This is a genomic window from Mesorhizobium sp. M7A.F.Ca.CA.002.04.1.1 (genome assembly GCF_004022805.1).
In the GTDB taxonomy this organism is placed as follows: domain Bacteria; phylum Pseudomonadota; class Alphaproteobacteria; order Rhizobiales; family Rhizobiaceae; genus Mesorhizobium; species Mesorhizobium ciceri.
In genome coordinates this window covers 1-2,491 of sequence record NZ_RZPL01000788.1, presented here as the reverse complement: position 1 = coordinate 2,491, position 2,491 = coordinate 1, and the positions used below count along the sequence as shown (strand labels likewise).

Sequence of the window (2,491 nt, the reverse complement as noted above, 5' to 3'; positions counted from 1 at the left end):
TCTCCGGCGTGCCAGCCGGTCGGTTGGAACTGGAGATCACCGAAACCGTGCTGATGGACGAAAGCGAGGTGGTGCTAAGGACGCTGCGGCAGTTGCGCGAACTCGGCATCCGCATCGCGCTGGACGATTTCGGCACCGGCTATTCGTCGCTCGGCTACCTCAGGCGTTTTCCTGTCGACAAGATCAAGATCGACCGTTCGTTCATCCACGATTTGGGCAATCGCGACACCGCGGCGATCGTTCGCACCGTCATCGGGCTGGGTGCCGAGCTTGGCATCACTGTCACCGCCGAGGGGGTCGAGACCGAGGTGCAACTCGACATCCTGCGCAGCAATGGCTGCACCGAGGCGCAGGGCTTTCTGATCGGCGCGCCGTCACAGGCGGCCGAGATCCAGCGTCTGTTGAGATCCCGGGCGCCGCACAGCCAGACCGGCTAGGCCGGCCATCGTCAATGCAGCGTCTCGATGTACTTTTCGTGGAAGCTGACATAGCCGGGCTCGACCACCTTGAGATGCCGCTCGATCAGCGCATGAAACCGCGGCAGTTGATGAAACGGCACGCCGGGATAGGCATGATGCTCGGCATGGAACGGCATGTTCCACGCCAGCTTGCGGACCAGCCAGTTGGTCAATGTGGTCCTGGTGTTCTCCAGCATGTTGGCGACGAACGGACAACGACCGTGCTCGGCCAAGAGATAGAGGCGCAGAAACGGCTGCCCCAACAGAGCGGGCAAAATCCAGACATAGACAAGCACCGAGAGCCGGAAATAGACGGCAAGCAGAAGGAGCACGGCATAAAAGGCAATCATGGCGCGTGCCTCGATGCGCACCTTGTCATAGCCCTTTGGCGGAACGTAGCTTTCGCGACCACGATCCGCGGCGTTGGCATAAAGCGTCTTGATGTGGCCCCACCATAACGGGATGCCGGATATGTGGACGAGGTATTGCCGCCATGTCTCCGGCTTGGGGAACGCCAGTTCCGGGTCATTGTCGGGATCTTGCGTGTATCGATGGTGGGCAAAGTGGAAGTAGCGGAACCAGTCCGCCGGCAGTGCGATCGCCAGGCTGCACACCCGCGCCACGAGATCGTTCAGCCGCTGCGCCTCAAAGGCCGTGCGATGAACCGTCTCGTGCAGCAGCGTGAATAGGAACACGATGAGGAGACCTTGCGGCAGCATCAGCAGCGGCCAGAACGGCACTTTGGCGGCGATCAGCGATCCGAGGATCACGATCGCACCCCAATGAGCGGCAAGCTGAACGAGGCCCGCGGCATCAGACTTGGCGGTCAGCCGGTTGCGCTCCTCCTGCGTCAACGATGAAATTACGTCGCGATGATCCACGGGCTTCGATCCAGGCTGGGATTTGATAGAATCCACTGTAGCGCATGAAAAATCTTTCCAAAAATGACGATTTCTGCGATTTAGATAAGCTGAACTTATCTATCCGGTGATCATGGCCGTACTTCCCTCTCTCAAAGGACTTCAGGCTTTCGAGGCTGCCGCCCGTACAGGCAGCTTTGCGGGGGCGGCGGAAGAGCTTTCTGTATCGGCCGCCGCCGTCAGCCAGCTCATCCGCACCGTCGAGGAGCAGATGGACCGCAAGCTGTTCCATCGCGTCAACCGGCGCGCCGTCCTCACCGAGGCCGGCGTCGAGATGCTGCCCAGGCTGACCATGGCCTTCCAGGAGATCGGCAGCGTCGCGCGCCAACTGGGCGGCGATGCGTTCCGCCCGCGCCTCGTGGTGTCGGTGCCGCCATCCATGGCCATGGGTTGGCTTTCGCAGCGCCTCACTGGTTTTGTCTCCAGCCATGGCGCCGTCGACATATCGCTCAGAGGCGAGGATGACCCGGTGCCGTTCGACCGTGAGTTGATCGACATCAGGCTCACTTATGGCCCGCACTATCGCGAGCACCCGACCGAGGACATCGTCCAGGACGCAGTCTATCCCGTGTGTGCACCCGGGCTGGCGGACACGATCAAACCCGAAGGCCTCGCCAGCCTGCCGCTTATCCATACCGGCTGGGGACCGACCGGTGCGTCCTTTCCGTCCTGGCACAACTGGTTCGAGGCGGCCGGCATCGAACCCGGCCGGGCAGCGCAGCGCGGCCTCTCGGCCAACTCATCGCGCGCAGCACTCGACCTTGCCATTTCGGGATTGGGCGTGGCGCTGGCGCAAGGGATCTACTGTGCCGAGGCGCTGGAGGACGGCCGACTTGTCAGGCCCCTCGCCCAAATGGTCGAGCTGCGCCAGCCCTATTGCCTGACGATCCCGGCGCGCAGCGCCAGACGCGATGTCGTGGACGCATTTCGCCAGTGGCTGATCGACGAGTGCCGGCGCGCAGTCGGCTCGCCGGCACTGCGTTGACGCGACACGCGGCAATCGTCAGAGGTGCCCGCTCAATGCCTCAGCCATGTCCTTGTTTGTCGCCACGGGGATGATCTCGAATTCCACCAGATCCGCCCATTCGATGACCCAACGCTGCAGCAGCGTGA

General features: G+C 62.3%; 4 protein-coding genes. 2 read left to right on the top strand and 2 right to left on the bottom strand.

Annotation, left to right across the window (positions count from 1 at the left end):
* Window positions 1-437 (top strand): EAL domain-containing protein (locus tag ENZ75_RS28460; RefSeq protein WP_164888065.1); only part of this gene is annotated, 437 nt, incomplete at its 5' end.
* 11 nt (window positions 438-448) lie between these two features.
* On the opposite strand, the gene ENZ75_RS28455 is transcribed toward ENZ75_RS28460, so the two are convergent.
* A complete protein-coding gene (locus ENZ75_RS28455; RefSeq protein ID WP_013532571.1) occupies window positions 449-1,339 on the bottom strand; it encodes a fatty acid desaturase family protein in 891 nt (296 codons plus the stop codon).
* 112 nt (window positions 1,340-1,451) lie between these two features.
* Here ENZ75_RS28455 and ENZ75_RS28450 point away from each other — a divergent pair, with 112 nt between their 5' ends.
* A complete protein-coding gene (locus ENZ75_RS28450) occupies window positions 1,452-2,363 on the top strand; it encodes a LysR substrate-binding domain-containing protein (RefSeq protein WP_013532572.1) in 912 nt (303 codons plus the stop codon).
* Window positions 2,364-2,381: 18 nt separating this feature from the next.
* Here the strand turns inward: ENZ75_RS28450 and ENZ75_RS35775 are convergent, their stop codons facing one another.
* Window positions 2,382-2,483 (bottom strand): DUF3303 family protein, encoded by a 102-nt coding sequence (locus tag ENZ75_RS35775; RefSeq protein ID WP_348630635.1) that lies wholly within the window; start codon window positions 2,481-2,483, stop codon window positions 2,382-2,384.
* Window positions 2,484-2,491: the final 8 nt, after the last annotated feature.

What these genes read in the sequence shown, in the direction of transcription:
- ENZ75_RS28450 (WP_013532572.1), top strand. Translation starts at nt 1,452, where the DNA reads ATGGCCGTACTTCCCTCTCTCAAAGGACTTCAGGCTTTCGAGGCTGCC.